The organism is Vibrio parahaemolyticus, from assembly GCF_900460535.1.
Classification (GTDB): domain Bacteria; phylum Pseudomonadota; class Gammaproteobacteria; order Enterobacterales; family Vibrionaceae; genus Vibrio; species Vibrio parahaemolyticus.
The window spans coordinates 752,935-773,681 of sequence record NZ_UHIL01000001.1 but is presented as its reverse complement, the minus strand read 5'-3'; the positions used below and the strand labels follow the sequence as shown (position 1 = coordinate 773,681).

Below are 20,747 nucleotides of genomic sequence, written 5' to 3'. Positions count from 1 at the left end.
AATTGACTGTGCTGAATCCGAAGATTCAATGGTCACTTCGTATCATTGAAACCTAATTTGATACCGAAGTATCTAATTGGATTATCATCAACGAGTGCCCACACAGATTGATAGGTTCTTATTTTTAAAGAGCACACTTTGAAGTTCTCTTCAAAGTGGACGGCCATTTTAGCTAGATAACTTATCGTGTCAAACACTTTTTTAAGTTATTTATCTGCGAGTTAATTCTTAACTCACTGACCTTGTTGACTAGGCTTCGCTTAACTTGCTTTCCCTTGGCAACGGAGGCGCATTATAGGGAGTTCATTGAGGAACACAAGCCTATTTTTCAAAAAAACTCTCCCTTTTAGTTCATTCGTATAGAAAACATCCAAAACGGACTAAAAGCGCATAGAAAAGGGGCCCGAAAGCCCCTTAAATGTGATTTTAATCTCACTTTTTGTGTCAGTGCAATTACTGATGAGCGAGAATTTGGTCATTAGTAACGATTAGCTGCACTTTCTTGTCTGGAACTATTTCACCAGCAAGAATGGATTTAGCTAATGGGTTCTCGACATTCTGTTGAATTGCACGTTTTAAAGGACGAGCACCGTATACTGGGTCGAAACCGACTTGGGCGATCAAGTCGAGTGCTTTATCAGAAACCTCTAATTGATACCCTTTTTCTTCTAGTCGTTTTGCCAAGCGTTCTAATTGAATAGAAGCAATGGACTTAATGTGCTCTTGACCAAGTGGGTGGAATACCACTATTTCGTCAACACGGTTCAAGAACTCTGGGCGGAAGTGTTTGCTAACCACATCCATCACTTCACTCTTGATACCTTGATAGTCCAATGTGGCGAAGTTCTCTTGGATTCGAGAGGAACCCAAGTTTGATGTCATGATCACGACAGTGTTACGAAAATCAACCGTACGACCTTGTCCATCAGTGAGTCGGCCATCATCAAGCACCTGCAGAAGAATATTGAACACATCTGGATGTGCTTTTTCTACTTCATCCAACAAGATCACTGAGTATGGTTTACGACGAACCGCTTCAGTTAGATAACCACCCTCTTCGTAACCAACGTAACCTGGAGGCGCACCCACTAATCTTGCCACTGAGTGTTTCTCCATGAACTCCGACATGTCGATACGTACCATTGCATCTTCACTGTCGAACATGAAGCTCGCGAGTGTCTTACATAATTCCGTTTTACCGACACCAGTTGGGCCTAAGAATAAGAAGGAACCAATTGGTCGGTTTGGATCAGAAAGCCCAGCTCGGCTACGACGAATCGCGTTCGATACCACTGCAACTGCTTCGCTTTGCCCTACAACACGATTGTGAAGCACATCTTCCATGCGAAGTAGTTTCTCTTTCTCCGCGTCTAGCATCTTAGATACTGGAATACCGGTTTGTTTAGAAAGCACTTCTGCGATTTCGTTATCTGTTACCTTATTGCGAAGCAGCGTCATTTCTTGCATTTCAGCCTGAGTCGCCAAGTCTAGTTGCTTCTCTAATTCCGGAATACGGCCGTATTGAAGCTCAGACATTCGGTTCAGATCACCAGCACGACGCGCAAACTCCATGTCCATGCGAGCTTGCTCTAGTTCAGATTTAATATGCTGAGTACCAGAAAGTGCGGCTTTTTCTGTATTCCAAACCTCTTCTAACTCTGCGTATTCGCGTTCTTTCTCATTCAACTCATCATTCAATGCTTGCAGACGCTTTTCACTCGCTTCATCGTGTTCGTTACTTAGTGCTTGTTGCTCAATTTTTAGTTGGATGATTTTACGCTCAAGCTTATCCAATGATTCTGGTTTTGAATCGATTTGTAGACGAATGCTTGAAGCCGCTTCATCGATCAAGTCAATGGCTTTATCTGGCAACTGACGGTCCGAAATATAACGGTGCGACAAACTTGCCGCTGCAACAATCGCTGGGTCAGTAATTTCTACATGGTGATGAAGTTCATAACGCTCTTTCAAACCACGAAGAATAGCCACCGTATCTTCTACTGTCGGCTCATCCACCAGCACTTTTTGGAAACGACGTTCTAATGCAGCATCCTTTTCGATGTATTGACGGTACTCATCCAATGTTGTTGCACCAACACAATGAAGTTCGCCGCGAGCCAATGCTGGTTTGAGCATGTTGCCCGCATCCATTGAGCCTTCACCTTTACCAGCGCCGACCATAGTGTGTAGTTCATCAATGAAGAGGATGACGTTGCCTTCTTCTTTAGCAAGTTCATTCAATACTGATTTTAAACGCTCTTCAAATTCACCACGGTATTTCGCGCCAGCAACAAGTGCGCCCATATCCAGTGATAGAACACGGCGACCGCGTAGACCTTCTGGCACTTCGTTATTAACAATTCGCTGCGCCAAGCCTTCCACAATTGCGGTTTTACCCACACCAGGCTCACCGATGATCACTGGGTTGTTTTTGGTGCGACGTTGCAATACTTGAATCGTGCGACGAATTTCATCATCTCGACCAATTACAGGATCCAATTTGCCTTGCTCAGCTCGCTCAGTTAAATCGATGGTGAATTTTTCAAGAGCCTGACGTAGCTCTTCAGCATTTGGATCATTGACCTTTTGACCACCTCTGATCTTTTCAATCGCTTGACTCACTTTTTGCTCGGTGAGCCCCACTTCTTTAAGTAGTTGCCCTAAAGGACCGCGATCTTCTAATGCCGCAAGCAAGAAGACTTCGGACGAGATGTAGGAGTCTTGACGCTTTTGAGCCACTTTGTCACACAGATTGAACAAAGTCCCCATCGAGCTAGAAAGCTGCACATCACCACCGATGCCACTCACCTTTGGTAATCGATCAAGCATTTCGCCCAGCTTTGAGCGGAGATGAGTTACATCCACGTCCAGCATTGTCAGCAATGGACGAATTGGACTGCCATTTTGATCAAGCAAAGCCACCATTAAGTGAACTGGCTCGATGTACTGATGATCGCGCCCTAACGCTAGTGATTGAGCATCAGAGATAGCGATTTGAAACTTACTGGTAAATCTATCAAGACGCATATCGACCTTCCTAACCTCGATTAAAGAGAATTCTTTTGACAGTAGAAAGATGGATACTCAGTGGGGGAATTTCAAGGGAGTGAATAAATAAAGATAGCTTTGCAAAAATAGAACTATGCATCTCAGCTCTTTTGAGCTTTATGGGGCTTACTCTTCAATCCAGATAAACGTAGCTTGCCTTCCTGTCACACCATCTCGGCGGTAAGAATAAAAGGACTCTTTATCTTGGTAAGTACACAAACCGGAATCGAAAACTTGCGAGACGCCAGCCCTGTTGAGACGCTGCGTCGCTAATTGCGACATGTTGGCAAGCCATTTACCTTCCACATTACGAGGGGTAAATGCGCGCTGAGCTTTTGAGTCAAAATCGACAAACGCTTGTAGAACATCTTCGCCCACTTCAAACGCCTGTGGACCAATAGCAGGCCCTAACCATGCCATCATATCACCCGAAAATAATGCGAGAGCATTTTCAACGATACCATTTGCCAAACCACGCCAACCAGCATGAACAGCTGCTACTTGAGTACCTTGAGTATTCGTCAGCAGTATAGGCAAACAATCAGCGGTCATGGCAGAACACACAACATTACTCGCCGATGTGAAGACGCCATCAGCATCAAGCACTATTGACGTAGGAGCATTCGCATGGGCAACGACAGTAGAATGAGTTTGGTTTAACCAAATTGGCGCACTTGGCATATTCGCTTGCTGCGCCAACCAATGACGATTCTTCGCTACGATAGAAGCATCATCCCCAACGTGTGCACCGAGATTTAACCCTTGATAAGAGCCTGTCGAAAAGCCACCAACTCGCGTAGAAGCAAAGGCTTTGACATTTTTAGGTGCAGACCAGTTAGGAATGATTGCCTTCATCTTAAAACTCGTCCGGTAGACCGTATTCTTCAGTGTCTTTACGCAGCGCTTCAGTCATTGCCACCATATCGTCTGGCACTGGAGCATGGAATTCCAGTTCTTCACCAGTTATCGGGTGTTCAAAACGAAGCATTACAGCGTGTAGCGCCTGACGATCGAAACCACGAATCATGTCCGTCAGTTCCTGCGATGCACCAGTAGGAATACGTGCACGACCACCGTAGGCAGTATCACCTAACAGAGGATGCTGTAGGTAAGACATATGAACACGGATTTGGTGAGTACGACCCGTTTCCAAACGCAGACGGATACGCGTATGCTCACGGAAGTGTTCTGCTACACGGTAGTGCGTTACCGCAGGTTTACCCAAAGGAGCTACAGCCATGAGTGTGCGTTTAGTCGAGTGGCGACCAATTGGTTGATCCACTTTACCACCCGCTGTCATACGACCGATTGCAATCGCTTCGTACTCACGCGTGATGTTGCGTTTTTGCAGGGCACGAACCAAACGCGTTTGCGCAGGAACGGTTTTCGCCACAACCATCAGACCAGTGGTGTCTTTGTCGAGACGATGTACGATGCCCGCTCGCGGTACTTCTGCGATGTCTGGGTAATGATGTAGCAATGCATTCAGCACGGTACCATCTGGTGTACCAGCACCAGGGTGAACGACGAAGTCACGAGGCTTATTGATTACGATGATGTCATCATCTTCGTAGACGATATCTAGTGGGATATCTTGCGCTTCCCAGCGTTCTTCATCTTCCAGCTCGGCTTGCAAAGTAATTTCCTCGCCACCCATAACTTTGGTGCGAGGTTTAGTGACAACTTCACCATTCACTTGAACTTTCCCGTCCAGCAACCATTCTTTCAGGCGCGAACGAGAGAAGTCAGCGAACAATTCGGCGATAGCTTGGTCTAAACGTTGACCTAACTGGCTATCTTTTACGGTATTTGTTAATACAATCTGCTGAGCCATATCGAACTTTTTTAAAAACTGTGAGACTAATGCTCACGACTGTGGAAAAATAGACTATTACGTCATTGTATCTGTTACTGGAAAGAAAGTAACGGCAGCTTAAGAAATATTTAGATTCAAGGAACAGACTCCTGATATGAAACGTCAGACTTTAACAGGCCTTTTAGCGGTATCTCTTCTGTTTGGATGTGCAAGCAAAGAAGAAATCGTTCCTGATGTGCCACCTTCGGAACTGTATGCAGACGCACAAGTCTCACTTCAAAGTGGCAACTGGCTTTCTGCGATTGAGAAACTGGAAGCGTTAGACTCACGTTACCCATTTGGTGCCTACTCTGAACAGGTGCAACTTGACCTTATTTACGCATACTACAAAAACGACGACCTAGCGTTAGGCTTAGCAACCATCTCTCGCTTTATGCGCCTAAACCCTACCCATGAAAAAATGGACTGGGTGCTTTACATGCGTGGCCTGAGCCACATGGCTCAAGATCGTAACTTTATGCACGACCTGTTTAGCATCGATCGTAGCGACCGCGACCCAGAGCCCGTGAAAAAAGCATTTGATGACTTTAAGAAGCTGCTTCAACGTTATCCAAACAGCCCATATGCGGAAGATGCACAAAAACGCATGGTGGCCTTGAAAAACCGCTTGGCGAATTACGATTTAGCTACCGCTGATTTTTACCTTCGCCGTGAAGCATGGATTGCTGCCATTAACCGTAGCCAAGAGCTTCAAAAATCATTCCCTGATACAGAAGCAGCTCGTAAATCGTTAGAAATTCAGCTGGAAGCCTACAAGCAGCTGCAACTAGAAGATGCCGTTGCAAGAACAGAAGCGCTCATTAAGCTAAATCCTGTCAAATAAACGCCTACCGCCACAGCTCAAACTGTGGCGGTTTTGTTTTCTACCACCAATTCCTCCTCTTTGAACAATCTTGATGATTTTTTGAGCACAACTTATGCTTAGAGTTCTACTCCACCATTAAACTGGACGTGAACGTGACCATATCTAAGTTTTGGGCAATGCTGTTCTTTCTGTTGTCGGCGTCCGTTTACGCTTTGGAAATCTCACCATTAAAACAGCCTCCGTACACGGGTGACTTAGATGTCATCAAAGAGAAAAACGTATTGCGCGTTTTAGTCTCTGCCGATTTAGGCTTCTACTATATCGAAGGAGGAACACCAAAAGGGATTGGCGCAGAGCTGCTGGCTCACTTTGAAAAAGATTTACGCAAAATCAAACCCAAACTGAACGTACAAATCATCCCTCTAGCGCGAGACCAATTACTCCCTTCTCTCGAAAACGGCTCTGGTGATTTAGTGGTGGCAAACTTGACGATCACCGATGCCCGAAAACAAAAAGTCGACTTCAGTACCCCAATCTTATCCGGCATTGAAGAGTGGGTGATCACCAACAAAAGTACTCCAACCATCACCAAACTCGAGCAGTTGAGCGGTAAGGAGGTTTGGGTACGTGCCAGTTCCAGCTACTTTGAAAGCATTCAAGCCGTCAACAAAACACTGAACAAGAAAGGCTTACCGCCAATTATCGTGCACTTCATCGAAGAGACTCTGCAAGACTACGAACTCGTCGGCATGCTCAACAATGGCTATATCAAAGCCATCGTTTTAGATAGCCACAAAGCCACACTTTGGCTCAATGCGATGGATGACATCAAAGCGCATAAGAAAGTCCCTCTTCGCAAAAACGGCAACATCGCTTGGGTAATGCGACAAAACAGTCCTCAACTCAAAGCAGTGGTGAACAAATTCATCCAAAAATCTCGCTCAGGCACACTCCTTGGAAACGTCATATATAGCAAATACATCGACAATACCAATTGGCTCAATAAGGCACTTAACCCTAAGAAAATTGCCCAGCTAGAAAAACTGTCGGCGCTGTTTTCGCGCTACGGGGAGAAATATGACTTGGATTATTTGCTGATTGCGGCGGTTGCGTATAAAGAGTCCGGATTTAATAACAACTTAGTCGGCACAAGAGGCGCAGTGGGCATAATGCAAGTCTTACCGAGCACAGCGCGCGATCCAAACATCAACATCAAAAATGTTCGACAACTCGAAAACAACATCCACGCAGGAGCGAAATACCTAGCGTTTTTACGTCGGCAGTACTTTGGCGATAAGGCCATAACGGCTGAGAACAAAATTTACTTTACCTTGGCGGCTTACAATGCTGGCCCAGGTAATGTCGAGAAAATGCGCAAGCGAGCCGCACAGCAAGGTTACGACCCCAACGTTTGGTTTAATAATGTCGAAGTGGTCATGCGAAAAAGCCTCAGCTCAACGGTCAGTTATGTGACCAGCGTGAACCGTTACTACGTCATCTATAAGCAACTAGAGAGCTTAGACCTCGCCAAAACACTAGAAAATGTGCTGCTGATTCCTGATGACCCGATCTTTATGACACCAATAAGGAAAATCACTCAAACGCCAGATACAAAAATGCCGCTTGTTAATTAAGCGGCATTTTTATTATTCAGTGTACTTTGAAATTGCAGATTGATTAATGTCACATTTTCATTCTAGTTAAAATTTAACCACTCTAAAAAACAGGCTGAACAACGTCCCTAAAAACGAAGGCGTTTTCAGCTGAGTACTCTATCCAATCTAATGATTTGCTAACCGATAACAAGCAATTTTGCGATAAATCTCAACAGATCTTGAGTGAGATCACATTCATTTTTCATCATCAAAAACACGACTTAAAAAGTGATCTAAATCACATTCTTTTATCCTTAAAGCGGTAATCTGAACTCAACCCATGAGGGATGCAACAGAGGAAAAACACTTATGACAATGAATATCACTGGCAAAAACATCGAAATCACCTCTGCAATCCGTGCTCATATTGAGAGCAAGTTTAAAAAACTGGAGAAATGGCAAGTCGACATTATTGGATGCCAAGCAACTTTCAGTGAGGAACCGAATAAACAGAAGAAATTCGAAGCGGTAATTAAAGTTCCTAAAGGCCAACTTGTCGCCTCAGCAACTCACGAAGATCTTTACGCAGCTATCAATGAAGTGGAGCAAAAACTAGAACGACAACTGAATAAGCTGACCCACAAACCTGAAGCTCGTCGTGCCAATAAGCCTGAGCTAGTGGAAGAAGAAGAGTAAACCGACCAGATTGAGGAAGTAGCGCCGAAAGGCGCTATTTTTTTGCTTGACGCTCCCCGCCTGCTTGCTTATTGTGTTTAAACACTCATAAATTAAGCACTATTTATGCACTTAACCTCACTGTTTATTTTTGACTTCTTTTTCCTTCCATAGTTGGAGGGGCTAACTCGTTTGTGAAAGAAAAGTCAAAAACAAACAGAAAGCCTCCCCACTCGGGAGGCTTTTTTTATAAGGAAAGAATTGATGACTGACCAACCTATTTCCCTTGAAGAAATTCGTTTACGCTTGAATGAGCTTGATGACCAGCTCCTTAGCTTGCTGTCTGAACGCCGTAAACTCAGCATTGAAGTAGCCAAAAGCAAAGTACAAACCTCAAAACCAGTTCGTGATGCCGTTCGAGAGCAACAACTGTTGGTTAAGCTGATTTCTAACGGCCGAGACAAATACGAACTCGACGCTCAGTACATCACCAAACTTTTCCACACCATCATTGAAGATTCGGTCTTACTTCAACAAGGTTATCTGCAAAACCTTGTTAACCCGCAACAAAGCCGCAAGCCACTTGCACGCGTCGCTTTCTTGGGAGCCAAAGGTTCTTACTCGCACTTGGCAAGCCGCGAATATTTCAGTCGTAAAAATACCGAGCTTATCGAGCTAAATTGTGAGCATTTCAAAGAAGTGACTCGAACGGTGGAATCAGGCCATGCTGATTACGGTGTGCTGCCCATCGAAAACACAAGCTCGGGCTCGATCAATGAAGTATATGACCTACTACAACACACCACGCTGTATATTGTTGGTGAGCTGACTCAACCTATCGAGCACTGCTTAGTTGCAACGAAAGACATTCGCCTCGAAGACATCAAAACACTGTACTCGCATCCGCAACCGCACCAACAGTGCAGCGAATTCTTAAGCCGTATGAAAGGCGTGAAACTTGAGTCTTGCGCAAGCACAGCAGACGCGATGCAAAAAGTCCAAGAGATGAATCGTGATGATGTGGCCGCAATTGGTAATGCTTCAAGTGGTAAGTTGTACGGCCTGCAAGCGATCCAAGGCAACATCGCAAACCAAACCGAAAACCACACACGCTTTATTGTCGTCGCGCGTAAACCAGTTGAAGTCTCAACACAAATTCCAGCCAAAACGACGTTGATTATGTCGACCTCCCAAGAGGCGGGCTCATTAGTTGAAACTCTACTGGTACTGCAACGCTACGGCATCAATATGACTAAGTTAGAATCGCGTCCAATCATGGGTAATCCGTGGGAAGAAATGTTCTACGTTGATCTAGAAGCGCACCTAGGCTCAACCGAAATGCAGCAAGCATTGCAAGAGCTAACAAAAATCACTAAACACTTGAAAGTACTGGGTTGTTATCCAAGCGAAAACATCAAACCAACGCAAGTGAAATTGAGCTAATAGACATCGATGAGTAAAAAGATCATGGCAACCCAAAAAGTCGTTATCGCCTCTCTAAACCCTGCAAAAATCAATGCGGTAAAGAGTGCATTTCAAAGCGCATTCCCTCAACAAGCTTTTGAGTTTGTCGGCATCAGCGTTCCGAGTGAAGTCGCCGATCAGCCGATGACTAACGAAGAGACCCATCGCGGCGCAGTCAATCGAGTTAAAAATGCCAAAGTGGAAATGCCAACTGCAGACTTTTATGTTGGCTTAGAAGCTGGAATTGAAGGCAATGTGACGTTTGCGTGGATGGTGATTGAATCAGATACCCATCGTGGAGAATCTCGCTCAGCCAGTTTGATGCTACCGCCAGAAGTATTAGCTCAACTTGCAGATGCTAATGAACTTGGTGATGTGATGGACAAAGTATTTGGCACCGAAAACATCAAACAAAAGGGCGGCGCAATCAGCTTGCTGACCCAAAACCAATTAACTCGTAGCTCGGTGTATCATCAAGCATTAATTCTGGCGCTGATTCCATTTACGAATCCAGACCACTTCCCTGCCAATCTTTAATTCGAATTACCAGATACGAAAAAGGGCGGATATTTCCGCCCTTTTCTGTTACTTCGCGACTTGAGCCACTTGCTCTAGTAAGAGTTTCAGCTTGTCTTTTTCCGCCTCGGATTTCGACTTCAACTCATTTGAGCCACGAGTGATCGTGGCAATGCCAACACCAAGCATCTGACTGATCTGACGTTGAGATAATTCCCCTTTGAGAAGCTCATTAAGAATGTTAACGCGTGCAGTTAATGATTCCCTCTCATCAGGTGTCATCAGCATGGTTAACAGCATCTCATGTTGCTGACTATCCACGCTGGATCGGATTAGCTCGACAATCTGTTGCCAGTCTCTGTACTCGGGTTCGTGTGACATCAAGTTACCTCACTCAATACTTGGTATTGATCTCGTGTTGATTCAAGAACGCGCCGTCGATACCCAAAAGATCACGATAGTAGGTTTCAAACATCAAAATGTTTTGCACATACCCACGAGTTTCGTTAAATGGAATCGCCTCAATAAAAGCGTATGCGTCCACTTTGCCTTGGGTTCGCTCTCGCCACGTTTTTACTCGGTTAGGGCCAGCATTATAAGCGGCGAGCGCAAAAATACGATTATTATCGTAATCCTCTAGCAAACCTTGCAGATAATGGCTACCGATCTCGATGTTTTTGCCGACGTTGTATAAATCATCGCTACCTTGATAAGTCAGCTTGTATTTACGTGCCGTGTACTTCGCAGTCGCTGGCATGATTTGCATGATACCGCGAGCCCCTACCGGAGAACGCGCCTCTGAATCCAATGCACTTTCTTGTCTGGCTAACGACATCATCGTAATCGGGTCGATGTCATGCTTCTTCGCATAAAAGTTGAACCACCAGCGGTGCGCAATTGGGAATCGCAGTTCAATGTTGTCCCACATTTGCGCTTGGATACTGGCGGTGACGGTTAGGTGATGCCAATTCTTGGATGAGGCATACGCCGCCAACATCGCCTTTTCATCTTTACCTACGCGACTCAGCAAATGTGCCCACTCACTTTTCGCTGCCGCAATTTTATCTGTCGCAATCAACTCTTCAATACGAGTGAGAGAGTTTTGATACGGGTGAATAACCTTAGTATCGAGCTTAATACGATGAGATGGATATTTGATTGACTGACCAATCGCATTCGCCGCAGCCACGCTGTAGAAATTGCGCTGACCAACTAAGGTCGCCAATCGCTGTTTGCCAGCAATATCATCACCCAGCGCAATCTCACTTCGACCTAACCAATATTGCCAGCGAAGCGAGGCTTGCTCATCTTTGTTGAGTACGGCAATCCACTGTTGAACACCTTTCCAATCTGCATTTTGAATTGCTAGACGGATACGATTTTCGATCAAAGCGACATTTTTACTGGTTTTCGTCTTATCATCTCGCCATTTGGCTAGTGCATCGGATTCAGTACGAATCAGACGAATCGCAATGTAGTCCGCAAGTGCTTGGGCTTTTTCTGCTGAGAATTTTTGTCCTTTCACGACTTGCGTATACGCTTTTTGAGCTTGATTGACATCCATGCGGGCTAGCTTTTCTAACGCATACTCACTTTGAGCACGATAAAAGTCGTTGGCTGGCTTTTTCTTAGCAAACTCAGCCACCGTTGCAGGTTTATCAAACAGCGCTTTCATTTCTTGCGCTTGTTGTTTCGCTTTTGCAGAGCTTGGCAGCTTTTGCAAATAAGCCATCAAACTACCGTTACGAGCATCAAACGCCAACAACATGCGTTGCAGAATCAAATCGTCTGTACGTCCACCCGCTTTATCCCAAGCATTAAATAACGGGTCACACTCACTCGCGATGCTAGAACCGCTTAGCCACATATCTTCTGCGCCTTTAAACGCAGCAATTTGTTTGCCTTGTTTTAACTGAGCAACGTAAAAAATACACTGATAACGCTCACCACTTGGAATGACTTTTTGAAACTCAGTGATGGTTTTCCAATCTTTCTGTTTGTACAAGTTATCGAGATAAGGCGCACGAATGCGACGTGAGAAAGGGAACGCCTCATGCTCATTAATGAAAGCATCCACTTGTTGTGGTGATTTCATGGATAGCTGCCTGATGAACGTTCGGTAATCCACATAAGGAGTCAGTGGATAATCAGCAATTTTTGGACGAATAGATAAGTATCCGTCAATGTCATTCTTATCTAATAAATCTTGAGCTTGTTCATATACTTCGCGCTGCTTTTCTAAGCTGAGCGACGCGTTTGCCGTCATGCTCACTGCACATAACGCAGCGGCATAACACACGTTTTTAGCCAATTCAGATACGTTGAATCTCATTTGTGTCATTTTCCCCAGACATTTACTGCCCCAAAGCCTAGTTTTCTTAGAGTTCAGTGTTTTGAAGGCGCTTTGAATCCATGCATTCATTCGTTTGGAATGCGGCTATCACTGTAAAACAACTTGGTGTATTAAAATTTGTACTCGTGAAACTTTTAAGACAATAGAGGCATGATGTTCCCAATAAGCAATGCAGACGCTCCTAAAATCAAAGCGAATAACAAAAGTGTATACCCTAACCGTGTAAGTTTCCGGTCAGCTGAAAATAAGAAATCTCATCCATAGGGAAATTCTTGCAATCCGGTAACAAAACAAAGGGAGTTGGTATAAAATAGTGGGTTTGAATGACAGTTAATTTAGGAACGATCGGCAATGGCTGAATACGTATATACCATGTCGCGGGTGAGCAAAATTGTGCCACCTAAGCGTCAAATTCTTAAAGACATCTCTCTGAGCTTCTTCCCTGGTGCGAAAATCGGTGTTTTAGGTCTGAACGGTGCAGGTAAATCTACCCTGCTACGTATCATGGCTGGTATCGACACGGATATCGACGGTGAAGCACGTCCACAACCGGGCCTAAACGTTGGCTACCTACCGCAAGAACCAGTACTCGATGAATCGAAAACCGTTCGTGAAGTCGTTGAAGAAGCAGTTGCTGACGTTGCTGACGCACTGAAACGTCTTGACGCTGTGTACGCTGCATACGCAGAACCAGATGCAGACTTTGATGCCCTAGCGAAAGAGCAAGGTGAACTAGAAGCTCTGATCCAAGCAAAAGACGGCCACAACCTAGAAAACACGCTAGAGCGTGCGGCAGATGCACTTCGTCTACCTGAATGGGACCAAAAAATCGCTCACCTATCTGGTGGTGAACGTCGCCGTGTAGCAATTTGTCGTCTGCTTTTATCGAAACCAGACATGCTACTACTCGACGAACCAACCAACCACTTGGATGCAGAGTCGGTTGCATGGCTAGAACGCTTCCTAGTGGATTACTCTGGCACTGTTGTGGCGATCACCCACGACCGTTACTTCCTAGACAACGCAGCCGGTTGGATTCTTGAACTTGACCGTGGTGAAGGTATTCCATGGGAAGGTAACTACACCTCTTGGCTAGAGCAGAAAGATGCACGTCTACAACAAGAAGCATCACAAGAAAGCGCTCGCCAAAAGACCATCGAGAAAGAACTTGAATGGGTACGTAAAAACCCTAAAGGTCGCCAAGCAAAATCTAAAGCACGTATGGCGCGCTTTGAAGAGCTACAAAACACTGAGCACCAAAAACGTAACGAAACCAACGAGCTGTTCATCCCACCAGGTGAGCGTCTAGGTGACAAAGTGATTGAAGTGAAGAACCTGACTAAGTCGTTTGACGGTCGCGTTCTGATTGATGACCTATCGTTCAACATGCCTAAAGGTGCGATCGTGGGTATCATCGGTGCCAACGGCGCGGGTAAATCAACGCTATTCAAGATGCTAAGCGGCACTGAACAACCTGACTCAGGTACCATTGAGATGGGTGACACAGTGAAACTCGCATCTGTTGAGCAGTTCCGTGATTCAATGAACGATAAGAACACGGTATTCCAAGAGATTTCTGAAGGCGCTGACATCATCAAGATCAACAACTTTGAAATCCCTGCGCGTGCGTACTGTTCACGTTTCAACTTCAAAGGCTCAGACCAACAGAAAGTGATTGGCGAGCTATCTGGTGGTGAGCGTAACCGTGTACACCTAGCAAAACTGCTTAAAGCGGGCGGTAACGTACTACTACTCGACGAACCAACCAACGACCTTGACGTTGAAACGCTACGTGCTTTAGAAGAAGCACTACTAGAGTTCCCGGGCTGTGCAATGGTTATCTCGCACGACCGTTGGTTCCTAGACCGTATCGCAACGCACATCATCGACTACCGTGACGAAGGCCAAGTTAACTTCTACGAAGGTAACTACACTGAGTACATGGATTGGTTGAAGAAAACGTTGGGCCCTGAAGCTGCAGAGCCGCACCGTATCAAATACAAACGTATTGCGAAATAATGATTACGACAGACTGACACCGAAACTTACGCTTTCTGGAAAGTCTGTTGGTAATTTATACAAAGGCCGCTATCATAGCGGCCTTTGTCGTATACCCCAGCCAGTTAAAAGCGCCTTTCTGGGCCATTTTGATTGGCGTTATTAAGGTATTTGATGATTTGAGAGTCATTGGGTCAGTGAAAAACATGACCGTGCACTTACGTAACTCTGTAGCGTTCTCGACAGTTTTTAAACAACATTCGAACACTTTTTGTTCTTCTTGATATACTATTCAATCTGTTTAAATGCCTTAGAGAGCGCAATATGACGGAGAAAAGACGCTTTTCACGCATCATCTACCAAGCTCCAGCTCAGTTAGAACAACGTGATTTGAGACTTAACGCTACGATTCAAGATCTTTCCTTGCATGGCTTACTCTTACAAGCCCAAGGCTTGGATACATTGAATCCTGCACTTTTGGTTGATGTCGGTTTCTCGTTCCACCAGTCTGAACAAGAGATTACGTTAACGGCACAGATCGTAGACGTCACTCAAGACCAAATACGGCTCAAGATCACCAACATCGGCATTGAAAGCATTAGCCAATTAAAACGATTTATCGAATTGAATGTAGGCAATAACGAACTTCTGAATCGAGAGTTAGACCATCTTTCTGATTTAGGGGAAAAATAAATCAACGCCTATTTAAGTAACAATAATTATGTCTAAAAAAATCATCATGCAGATCCCCACTAAAAACGGTGATCAGCAATTTTATTTGGGCCGCGGTTCGGTCCTAACCATAGTAACTTCGATCATCGCCTTACCTGCCGTTGTCGGCGGGGCTTGGTATTTGAACCAGCAACAGATTCATAATCAGACAACGCTGGCGCAAACCATTACCAAACTAGAAAGCGAGAAAGCAGAAATCACAGCGCTCTATGAAGAGCAATTGGATACCAACCACTCACTCTCTCAAGCTTTGACGGACAAGAACAACCAGATTCAACTGCTTGGAAAGCGCGTATTTGATGTGGAATCGGTACTCGGCCTTGCTGATGAAGAGCTGTCTATCGATGAGAACAACCTCGCCTTAGAAGAGCGAATTGATGCGGCAGCTATAGATTCTGCGGTTCGTGCGACCATGTTCCGTTTGATTCCGAATGATAGCCCAGTGACGTATCAACGAATCTCTTCTTCTTACGGCAGTCGGATCAATCCTATCTCAGGCAGAAGACACGTGCATACCGGTATCGATTTGACCTGTAAGCGCGGTGAAGAAATCCTCGCACCTGCAGACGGTGTGGTTGAAACCGTACGTCCAGGAAACAAAGGTTATGGTAACTACCTCACCCTGCGTCACTCTTTTGGTTTCTCTAGCTCTTTCGCTCACTTGAACAAGTTCAATGTCAAAAGCGGCCAGTTTGTTAGTAAAGGTGATGTCATTGCGCAATGTGGTAACTCAGGAAATTCAACCGGCCCACATTTGCACTATGAAGTGAGATTTCTAGGTCGCACACTAAACCCTCAATCACTAATGGAGTGGACGCCAGAAAACTTCAACTACGTGTTTGAGAAAGAGAAGATGGTGAAATGGGGTCCATTAGTTCAGTTGATTGATAATGTAGTGCGTCTACAAATCAACTTAACTAACTCACCCTACCGCGACACAACGATTAATACTGTTTCTAGTGAAGACAACAACGAAACGATTATTAACTGATGTCATTCCTTGAAATAGAAAGAGCAGCCTAGAGCTGCTCTTTTCTTTTAAGAGGATAACATTATCCACGATGGATATTGTCATTCGCCTGTTTGAGTAAGTTTTGGCTCTCGTTCATAAATTGCTGAGAGTATTGACCAAACCAATCACTCACCTGCTCAAAACTTTCTACAAATTTGGCTTTGTCTTTGCTGTCTAAAATCGCAAGCGCTTCCCCAAAGCGTTGATGGAAACGCTTGATCATATCGATGTTCTCTTGCGATGCGAGAATGATGTCACCGTAGAGATTCGGATCCTGACCAAACAGACGCCCCACCATTGCTAATTCAAGACGGTAAATTGGCGAGCTCAGTTTCAACAGTTGCTCAATATTCGGGTTCTCTTTGCTAAGGTGCATTCCGTAAGCAAATGACGTGAAGTGGCGCAGCGCTTGGATTAACGTCATGCCATGGTCGTGCTCTTGCGCATCAATCTGACACAAGCTCGCGCCCCAAATACCAAACTGTTGCAACAACCATTGGTATTGCTCGTTACCACGCCCATCACAGTACACAATCACCTGCTTGGCAAGACTAGGAACATCAGGGCCGAACATCGGGTGTAAACCAACCACAGGTCCAGCGTGCACATTCAACATTGCTTGCAGCGGCTTTGACTTGATAGACGTCAGGTCACACAGAATGCAGTCTTGAGGCAAGTTGCCCAGTTTTTCAATCACCCCTTCCGTCAGGTGAATCGGTACGGTGACAACCACTAGGCCTGCGTCTTTGAGAATCTCATCCGCACGATCCCAATCTTTGCTACCCAAAACTTTCACTTGGTAACCTGATAGCTTGAACATGCGGCCAAACAGACCGCCTAACTGGCCATTACCACCAATAATGACCACTGAGCGTAATTCTGGGTTCAAACACTTAAAGCCGGAATCTTTCTCGCTGGCATAAGACTCACGCATGGTACGACGAAGAATGTCTTCGATAAGCTGAGGTGGGACACCCATTTTTTCAGCTTCTGCTCGGCGAGACGCCAGCATCGCCGCTTCACGGTCAGGGGCATAAATAGGCAAACCGTGTTCGCTTTTTACTTCCCCAACTTTTTCTACCAGCGCTAAACGCTGAGCCAAAAGCTCAAGCATTTGTTTGTCGACTGCATCAATCTGATCGCGCAATGCGTTAAGTTCAACTGCCATTGATGTTCCTTAAATAAGTTCCGTTTTAGCCTTTAAGGCGGTTTTCTAAGAAAGGCACCAGCTCTTCGTGTGCATGACGTAATAGTGCCTCAGTTGACTCCCAATTAATACAAGCGTCAGTGATAGATACGCCGTATTTCATCTCATCCAACGCCAGATCAGAAGATTGATTACCTTCATTGATGTGGCTCTCGATCATCAAACCGATGATCGACTTGTTCCCTTCACGGATTTGGTGAATCACATCTTCTGCGACCAATGGCTGACGACGGTAATCTTTGCGTGAGTTTGCATGGCTGCAATCCACCATCAATGACGCTTCAAGACCTGATTTCGCCATTTCTTGTTCGCATTCCGTAACGGATACTGAATCGTAGTTCGTCTGTTTACCACCACGTAAGATCACGTGGCCATTCGGGTTACCTTGGGTTGTGAGCAACGCAACTTGACCTTCACGGTTGATACCCATAAAGCGGTGGCTAGAAGAGGCGGCCTGCATCGCATTGATTGCGGTTGCCAAACTGCCATCTGTGCCGTTCTTAAAGCCAATCGGCATCGAAAGACCACTAGCCATCTCACGGTGTGTTTGTGATTCTGTTGTGCGTGCGCCGATCGCTGCCCAACTAAAAGTATCGGCTAAGTATTGTGGGCTAATTGGGTCAAGAGCTTCGGTTGCAAGTGGGATTTCCATTTCCGCCAGTTCCACCAGCAGTTCACGTCCTACGTGCAGACCGTGTTCAATGTCGAAGCTGCCGTCTAGGTGTGGGTCATTGATCAGGCCTTTCCAGCCGACCGTAGTGCGCGGCTTCTCAAAGTAAACACGCATTACAATATACAGTTGGTCGCTTAGTTGTTCAGAAAGAGCTTTTAGACGCTTCGCGTAATCCTTTGCGGCTTCAATGTCATGGATAGAGCATGGTCCACATACGACAAGTAGGCGATGGTCTTTTTTGTGAATGATGTTGGCGATGGTTTGGCGAGATTCTTGAATAAAACGGCGTGCCTTTTCACTAAGAGGAAGCTTCACTTTTAGCTCATCTGGCGTAATAAGAACCTGTTCATCGCTGATGTTAATATTGCTCAATTCACTTTTTTGCATAATTCAAACCTGTATATTTATTTTTACACCCAACCAAATCCTTGGTGAGACAACTAAGCTTTAACGACAAGATAACAGGCTAAAAAAGAAAAACAAGCGTACACAATAAAAAACATTTACTGTAAATATTAATTTACACACAAAGAAAAAGCCAAAGTCTAATGAGCTTTGGCTTCTAATTGGTGTTTTTAACAGTTTACAAGAGGTTTAGCTGGTCAAGCGTTTCATCGCTTCACTCGCCGCTTTCCACTCATGAGACAATTTGAGATCGCTTAAAGAAAACGACTGTTTTTTGAGTAGCGCATCCGCCAATGGCACGGTTGAAACAGGCAAGTTATCCAACACTTCAACTTGTGCTTCACGCTTATTACACATCAATAGCATATCGCAACCGGCTTTCATGGCTTGAGCCCCACGCTCAGCTGGGCTGCCCATGATCGCTGCGCCTTCCATCGTCAAATCATCAGAGAAAATTAAGCCTTTAAAACCAAGCTGTTGACGTAAAACGTGTTTCAACCAGTATTCAGAACCACTTGCGGGCTGAGAATCGTAGTTCGGGAAAATCACGTGAGCAGGCATCATGGCATCTAAAATACCGGCATCAATTTGCGCTTTGAAGATAGCCATGTCTTGTTCAAAAATGTCGCTGCGCTCGTCGTATGGCGTTTCTAAATGTGAGTCAGCAATCACACCACCATGACCTGGGAAATGTTTTCCGGTCGTCGCCATTCCTACGCTCTTCATACCCTGCATATAAGCGGTGCTATAACGAAGGATGGTATCGGCATCTTCACCAAATGAACGGTTACCGATCGCTTTGCATTGATGACCTTTGTCGAGCACAGGTGCAAAGCTTAAATCGATGTCGTGAGCAATCAACTCGGCTGCCATTAGCCAACCGCCCATACGTGCTAGCTCTTCGCCATTGTGATGTTTGGCGTATTCGTCGGCGGCAGGGATTAACGAGAAACCTTCACGAAAGCGTTGTACTCGCCCGCCCTCTTGATCCACACCAATCAGGAATGGGCGTTTCACAGCTTTGCGGATAGATTGAGTAAGTGCTTGAAGCTGTTCACTATCATGATAGTTACGAGTAAATAGGATCAAGCCACCAACCGTAGGATGTTCCAGAATTTCTTTGTCTTCTGCGGTCAGTTCATAACCCGCAACGTCAACCCATAACGGTCCCATTTTTTCTCCTCAAAATCGGCTGAATATCTCGTATTCGATGAGGTTATTCGCTTCAGATTTGCTTTACAATAAGTGAATGAAGAATTGACGAGATCGGCTATGAAATTTAACGAACTGTACATTGGTGTGATGTCTGGAACCAGTATGGACGGCGTTGATACCGCTCTGGTTGAGATTACAGATAATCACGTTCGCTTAATTGCGCACGACGACTATCCAATGCCTGCGGCGATGAAAGAAATGCTGTTATCGGTTTGTACCGGTCAAGCGACAAACTTAAAAGCCATCGGTGAACTTGACCACCAGCTCGGCCACCTATTTGCAGATGCCGTGTTGCAGCTACTCAATAAGTCTGGTTACGTCGCAGAACAAATTCGTGCGATTGGTAATCACGGTCAAACAGTGTTCCATCAGCCTACCGGAGACTTGCCGTTTACCACTCAATTGGGCGATGCCAACATTATCGCGGTCAAAACAGGCATTGATACGGTAGCGGATTTTCGTCGTAAAGACATGGCGCTGGGTGGACAAGGTGCTCCACTGGTTCCCGCTTTTCACAAAAGCATCTTTGCCATGCAAGATTCCACAACGGTCGTGCTAAACATCGGCGGCATTGCCAACATTTCGGTTTTGCATCCGCAGCAACCCGTGCACGGCTACGATACAGGGCTGGGCAATATGTTGATGGACGCATGGTGTGAGCGACATACTGGCCACGGTTTCGACAAAGACGCGCAACTTGCCCAGCGAGGCAGCGTCAACGAAGCATTGCTGGCTCATTTACTTAAAGAGCCTTATCTCGCAATGTCAGCCCCGAAGAGTACTGGACGTGAACTGTTCAACATGGATTGGCTACATCACCAGTTAGCCAATTACAATGTATCCGTCGAAGACGTCCAACGCACCTTGTGCGAATACACCGCGATCACTATTGCGCATGACGTAACAAAGTTCACGTATGGCGAGACTCCTCAGCTGTTGGTTTGCGGCGGGGGGGCACGCAACCCACTTTTGATGCAACGTTTAGCGGAACTTCTCCCCCAATGGCATGTGACAACCACTACCGATAAAGGCGTTGATGGCGACTACATGGAAGCTATGGCGTTTGCTTGGCTTGCGCAGCGCCATATTCATGGCCTCCCTAGCAATTTACCGGAAGTCACAGGGGCAAGTCGCCTCGCTTCACTTGGTGTGCTCTATTCAAAAAATTAAGGG

17 protein-coding genes and 1 other annotated feature are annotated in these 20,747 nt (G+C 45.5%); of the genes, 9 read left to right on the top strand and 8 right to left on the bottom strand.

Annotated features, from left to right (window positions below; genetic code table 11):
* Window positions 1-453 precede the first annotated feature (453 nt).
* The 3 genes from clpB to rluD form a co-directional block, all read right to left on the bottom strand.
* Window positions 454-3,027 (bottom strand): ATP-dependent chaperone ClpB, encoded by a 2,574-nt coding sequence (gene clpB / locus DYB02_RS03945; protein WP_029806340.1) that lies wholly within the window; start codon window positions 3,025-3,027, stop codon window positions 454-456.
* A 147-nt stretch (window positions 3,028-3,174) separates the two neighbouring features.
* A complete protein-coding gene (gene pgeF, locus DYB02_RS03940; RefSeq protein WP_029806341.1) occupies window positions 3,175-3,903 on the bottom strand; it encodes a peptidoglycan editing factor PgeF in 729 nt (242 codons plus the stop codon).
* A 1-nt stretch (window position 3,904) separates the two neighbouring features.
* The gene (gene rluD / locus DYB02_RS03935) at window positions 3,905-4,882 is read right to left on the bottom strand and encodes a 23S rRNA pseudouridine(1911/1915/1917) synthase RluD (protein ID WP_005460300.1); all 978 of its coding nucleotides are present in this window, start codon (window positions 4,880-4,882) and stop codon (window positions 3,905-3,907) included.
* A gap of 136 nt (window positions 4,883-5,018) precedes the next feature.
* Here rluD and DYB02_RS03930 point away from each other — a divergent pair, with 136 nt between their 5' ends.
* The 5 genes from DYB02_RS03930 (at window position 5,019) to yjjX (ending at window position 10,000) form a co-directional block, all read left to right on the top strand.
* The gene (locus DYB02_RS03930) at window positions 5,019-5,747 is read left to right on the top strand and encodes an outer membrane protein assembly factor BamD (protein WP_005460312.1); all 729 of its coding nucleotides are present in this window, start codon (window positions 5,019-5,021) and stop codon (window positions 5,745-5,747) included.
* A 134-nt stretch (window positions 5,748-5,881) separates the two neighbouring features.
* Window positions 5,882-7,363 (top strand): MltF family protein, encoded by a 1,482-nt coding sequence (locus DYB02_RS03925; protein ID WP_029806541.1) that lies wholly within the window; start codon window positions 5,882-5,884, stop codon window positions 7,361-7,363.
* A gap of 330 nt (window positions 7,364-7,693) precedes the next feature.
* Window positions 7,694-8,020, top strand: coding sequence for a ribosome hibernation-promoting factor, HPF/YfiA family (gene hpf / locus DYB02_RS03920; protein ID WP_005468590.1), 327 nt, complete (start codon window positions 7,694-7,696; stop codon window positions 8,018-8,020).
* A 108-nt stretch (window positions 8,021-8,128) separates the two neighbouring features.
* Window positions 8,129-8,250: a sequence feature (Phe leader region), on the top strand.
* A gap of 13 nt (window positions 8,251-8,263) precedes the next feature.
* Complete coding sequence (pheA, locus tag DYB02_RS03915) at window positions 8,264-9,442, top strand: prephenate dehydratase (RefSeq protein ID WP_005468591.1); 1,179 nt, start codon at window positions 8,264-8,266, stop codon at window positions 9,440-9,442.
* A 24-nt stretch (window positions 9,443-9,466) separates the two neighbouring features.
* Entirely contained in the window at window positions 9,467-10,000 is a 534-nt protein-coding gene (gene yjjX, locus DYB02_RS03910; protein ID WP_021450232.1) for an inosine/xanthosine triphosphatase, read from the top strand.
* A 48-nt stretch (window positions 10,001-10,048) separates the two neighbouring features.
* On the opposite strand, the gene trpR is transcribed toward yjjX, so the two are convergent.
* Together trpR and sltY are read right to left on the bottom strand one after the other, a co-directional pair.
* Window positions 10,049-10,360, bottom strand: coding sequence for a trp operon repressor (gene trpR, locus DYB02_RS03905; RefSeq protein ID WP_005497218.1), 312 nt, complete (start codon window positions 10,358-10,360; stop codon window positions 10,049-10,051).
* A gap of 13 nt (window positions 10,361-10,373) precedes the next feature.
* Window positions 10,374-12,320 carry a murein transglycosylase gene (gene sltY / locus DYB02_RS03900; protein WP_029806413.1) on the bottom strand — a complete coding sequence of 649 codons (1,947 nt, stop codon included), beginning with the start codon at window positions 12,318-12,320 and terminating at the stop codon, window positions 10,374-10,376.
* A 363-nt stretch (window positions 12,321-12,683) separates the two neighbouring features.
* On the opposite strand from sltY, the gene ettA reads away from it, so the two are divergent.
* The 3 genes from ettA to DYB02_RS03880 all read left to right on the top strand — a co-directional run bounded on the left by ettA (window position 12,684) and on the right by DYB02_RS03880 (window position 16,053).
* Window positions 12,684-14,351, top strand: a complete 1,668-nt coding sequence (ettA, locus tag DYB02_RS03895; RefSeq protein WP_005460278.1) for an energy-dependent translational throttle protein EttA — start codon at window positions 12,684-12,686, stop codon at window positions 14,349-14,351.
* Between the two features lie 303 nt (window positions 14,352-14,654).
* Window positions 14,655-15,023, top strand: a complete 369-nt coding sequence (locus DYB02_RS03885) for a PilZ domain-containing protein (protein WP_029806411.1) — start codon at window positions 14,655-14,657, stop codon at window positions 15,021-15,023.
* A gap of 28 nt (window positions 15,024-15,051) precedes the next feature.
* Window positions 15,052-16,053, top strand: coding sequence for a M23 family metallopeptidase (locus tag DYB02_RS03880; RefSeq protein ID WP_005460275.1), 1,002 nt, complete (start codon window positions 15,052-15,054; stop codon window positions 16,051-16,053).
* A 61-nt stretch (window positions 16,054-16,114) separates the two neighbouring features.
* Here DYB02_RS03880 and tyrA read toward each other — a convergent pair whose 3' ends face one another.
* The 3 genes from tyrA to nagZ form a co-directional block, all read right to left on the bottom strand.
* The gene (tyrA, locus tag DYB02_RS03875; protein WP_020904200.1) at window positions 16,115-17,242 is read right to left on the bottom strand and encodes a bifunctional chorismate mutase/prephenate dehydrogenase; all 1,128 of its coding nucleotides are present in this window, start codon (window positions 17,240-17,242) and stop codon (window positions 16,115-16,117) included.
* A 25-nt stretch (window positions 17,243-17,267) separates the two neighbouring features.
* Window positions 17,268-18,341, bottom strand: a complete 1,074-nt coding sequence (locus tag DYB02_RS03870; RefSeq protein ID WP_005488320.1) for a 3-deoxy-7-phosphoheptulonate synthase — start codon at window positions 18,339-18,341, stop codon at window positions 17,268-17,270.
* A 207-nt stretch (window positions 18,342-18,548) separates the two neighbouring features.
* Window positions 18,549-19,532, bottom strand: a complete 984-nt coding sequence (gene nagZ, locus DYB02_RS03865; RefSeq protein WP_005497202.1) for a beta-N-acetylhexosaminidase — start codon at window positions 19,530-19,532, stop codon at window positions 18,549-18,551.
* Between the two features lie 99 nt (window positions 19,533-19,631).
* Here nagZ and DYB02_RS03860 point away from each other — a divergent pair, with 99 nt between their 5' ends.
* On the top strand, window positions 19,632-20,744 hold the full coding sequence (locus DYB02_RS03860; protein WP_029805358.1) for an anhydro-N-acetylmuramic acid kinase: 1,113 nt from the start codon (window positions 19,632-19,634) through the stop codon (window positions 20,742-20,744).
* Window positions 20,745-20,747: the final 3 nt, after the last annotated feature.